This is a genomic window from Streptomyces sp. JHA26 (assembly GCF_002005565.1).
Taxonomy (GTDB): Bacteria; Actinomycetota; Actinomycetes; order Streptomycetales; family Streptomycetaceae; genus Streptomyces.
Map to the genome: position 1 here is coordinate 1 of NZ_BDJC01000126.1, position 3357 is coordinate 3357.

At 74.0% G+C, this 3357-nt stretch carries 2 protein-coding genes; one reads left to right on the forward strand and one right to left on the reverse strand.

The genetic code is table 11. The annotated features are described in order from the left end of the window. The coding region (locus tag JHAT_RS33295) for a DEAD/DEAH box helicase (protein ID WP_253195694.1) at positions 1 to 1917 on the reverse strand (1917 nt) is incomplete at its 3' end. A gap of 504 nt (positions 1918 to 2421) precedes the next feature. Here JHAT_RS33295 and JHAT_RS33305 point away from each other — a divergent pair. Then, positions 2422 to 3195 (forward strand): ferritin-like domain-containing protein, encoded by a 774-nt coding sequence (locus JHAT_RS33305; RefSeq protein ID WP_077802005.1) that lies wholly within the window; start codon positions 2422 to 2424, stop codon positions 3193 to 3195. The last annotated feature ends 162 nt before the right edge of the window (positions 3196 to 3357 follow it).

Sequence of the window (3357 nt, forward strand, 5' to 3'; positions counted from 1 at the left end):
GGTGCGGCGGCGCGGCTTGGCTTCCGTGGCCTCGGCCGTGTCGACGGCGGTCTCCGCCTTGGCGGCCGCGGTCTTGCGCGTGCGGCGCGGCTTGACCTCGGCCGCCTCCGGCTCCTGCGCCGACTGGGCGGGGATCTCGGCGGTGGCCTCGGCCGGTTCGGTGGCCTTGCGGGTGCGACGGCGCGGCTTGGTCTCCGTGGCCTCGGCCGTGTCGACGGCGGTCTCCGCCTTGGCGGCCGCGGTCTTGCGCGTGCGCCGCGGCTTGGCCTCGGCTTCCACGGCCTCGGTGACCTCGACGGCCTCCGGGGCCTCGACCACCGCAGCGGTCTCCGGCGCGGCGGCCGGTGCCTCGGCCGACTTGCGGGTGCGCCGACGGCGCGGCTTCGCCGGGCCCTCGACGCTGCCGGAAGCCTCCGGAACCGTGCCCTCCGCCGTCGCCACGGCGATCTCCGGTGCCGTGGCCTCGGACGCGGCGGCCGTCACCGGCTGCTGCGCCGGCTCACCGCCGCGCGTACGGCGACGACGACGCGGGGTGCGCGGCCCCTGGGCGGCGGCCTCCGTGCCCGTGGCGCCGTCCGCGTCGCCGGTCACGGCCTCGGCGGCCGGCGCCTCCACCTGAGCCCCGCCGCGCGTACGGCGACGGCGGCGCGGCGTCGTACCGGAGGAGCGCTCGCGGCCGGCGGAGCGGGACTCGTCCCGGCCACCACGGCCACCGCGGGCGCGACCGCCCCGGCCGCCGGGCTCGCCCAGGTCCTCCAGCTCCTCCGCGTCCAGCCCGGCGCGCGTGCGCTCCGAGCGCGGCAGGACGCCCTTGGTGCCCTCGGGGATGCCGAGGTCGGTGTAGAAGTGCGGGGAGGTGGAGTACGTCTCCGGCGGGTCGTTGAAGCCCAGGTCCAGCGCCTTGTTGATCAGCTGCCAGCGCGGGATGTCGTCCCAGTCGACCAGCGTGATCGCCGTACCCTTGGCGCCCGCGCGGCCGGTGCGGCCGATGCGGTGCAGGTACGTCTTCTCCTCTTCCGGCGACTGGTAGTTGACGACGTGCGTCACGCCCTCGACGTCGATGCCGCGGGCGGCGACGTCGGTGCAGACGAGCACGTCCACCTTGCCGTTGCGGAAGGCGCGCAGGGCCTGCTCGCGGGCGCCCTGGCCGAGGTCGCCGTGGACCGCGCCGGAGGCGAAGCCGCGTTGCTTGAGCTGGTCGGCCAGGTCGGCCGCAGTGCGCTTGGTGCGGCAGAAGACCATGGCCAGTCCCCGGCCCTCGGCCTGCAGTATGCGCGCCACCATCTCGGGCTTGTCCATGTTGTGCGCGCGGTAGACGAACTGCTTGGTGTTCGCGACCGTCGCGCCCGCGTCGTCCGGCGAGGTGGCGCGGATGTGCGTGGGCTGCGACATGTAACGGCGGGCCAGTCCGATGACCGCGCCCGGCATGGTCGCCGAGAACAGCATCGTCTGACGGCGGGCCGGCAGCATGTTGATGATCTTCTCGACGTCGGGCAGGAAGCCCAGGTCGAGCATCTCGTCGGCCTCGTCGAGGACCAGGCACTTGACGTGCTTGAGGCTGAGCTTCTTCTGGCCCGCGAGGTCCAGCAGGCGGCCCGGGGTGCCGACGATCACGTCGACGCCCTTCTTCAGGGCCTCCACCTGCGGCTCGTAGGCCCGGCCGCCGTAGATCGCGAGGACGCGCACGTTGCGGACCTTGCCGGCGGTCAGCAGGTCGTTGGTGACCTGCTGGCACAGCTCGCGCGTCGGGACGACGACGAGGGCCTGCGGCGCGTCGGTCAGGGACTCGGGCGCGGCGCGGCCCGCCTCGACGTCGGCGGGGACGGTGACGCGCTCGAGGAGCGGAAGGCCGAAGCCCAGCGTCTTGCCGGTGCCGGTCTTGGCCTGGCCGATGATGTCCGTGCCCGACAGGGCCACGGGGAGCGTCAGCTCCTGGATGGGGAAGGGATTGACGATGCCGACGGCCTCGAGGGCTTCGGCGGTCTCGGGGAGGATCCCGAGGGATCGGAACGTCGTAGTCAGGGTGCTGCCTCTTCTGTGTGCGTGGTGCGAGGCGAGCGCGCGGGTCGTGCCGGACCGTGTCGGGGACGTCGGCCGCCCTTACGGGTGAGCCGTAGGACACGGGACCTCTGTCGACGCTCCAGCGCTCGTACCACTGAGGGTCCCCCTCCGGCGTCCGTACGCAGTGGGGCGTACGGCAGGAGGGCTGTCGGGTCGGAGCCGATCGGGCCACCGACCGGGCATCCTCATGCGTGCGGCCCGACGAAGACGTCACGTACCCGTACGTCACATACTCGGCAGGCGCATTACCACCATACCCCGGATTCGCGCACACGCGATGGCCGATTTGGTCACGTAGTCGTCGTCACAGTGACTGACCAGACCCCTACGGTCCACCGCGAGCGGGCTATTGTGCGCTGCATGACGAGCTCTGACAAGCCTGGCAACGCCGAAGACGCCCCCGCCGAGACCACCGGAGCGACCGGGGCCGCCGGGGCCACCGGAGTCGCCGCCCAGGACTGGGCGACGGCAGCCTCCGACCCGCAGTACCGTGCCGCGGTCGTGGACCTGCTCGGCGCGCTCGCGTACGGCGAACTGGCGGCGTTCGAGCGGCTCGCGGAGGACGCCAAGCTGGCGCCCACGCTGGCCGACAAGGCGGAGCTGGCGAAGATGGCGTCGGCGGAGTTCCACCACTTCGAGCGGCTGCGCGACCGGCTCGCCGGGATCGGCGAGGAGCCGACGGCGGCCATGGAGCCGTTCGTGGCGGCCTACGACGGCTTCCACAAGCAGACGGACCCCTCGGACTGGCTGGAGGGCCTGGTCAAGGCCTACGTCGGCGACTCCATCGCGAGCGACTTCTACCGGGAGGTCGCCGCCCGGCTCGACACCGACACCCGCGGCCTGGTGCTGGCCGTGCTGGACGACACCGGGCACGCGAGCTTCGCCGTGGAGAAGGTGCGCGCGGCGATCGACGCGGACCCGCGGGTCGGCGGGCGGCTCGCGCTGTGGGCCCGGCGGCTGATGGGCGAGGCGCTGTCGCAGTCCCAGCGCGTGGTCGCCGACCGGGACGCGCTCTCGACGATGCTCGTGGGCGGTGTCGCGGACGGCTTCGACCTCGCCGAGGTGGGGCGCATGTTCTCCCGGATCACCGAGGCGCACACCAAGCGGATGGCGGCGCTGGGCCTGGCGGCCTGAGAGCTGCCGCTCGGATCGGGCCGGCTCCGTGCGGCGGTGCGGAGCCCCCGGCGGGCGACGCCGACGCCGCAGACGCGTGCCGGACCCCGCGGCCCCGGCGCGATCCCGGCGGTGCCCCCGGGCATCACCCGGCCCGGCGGCCGGGGCGCTGTCCGCTCCGGG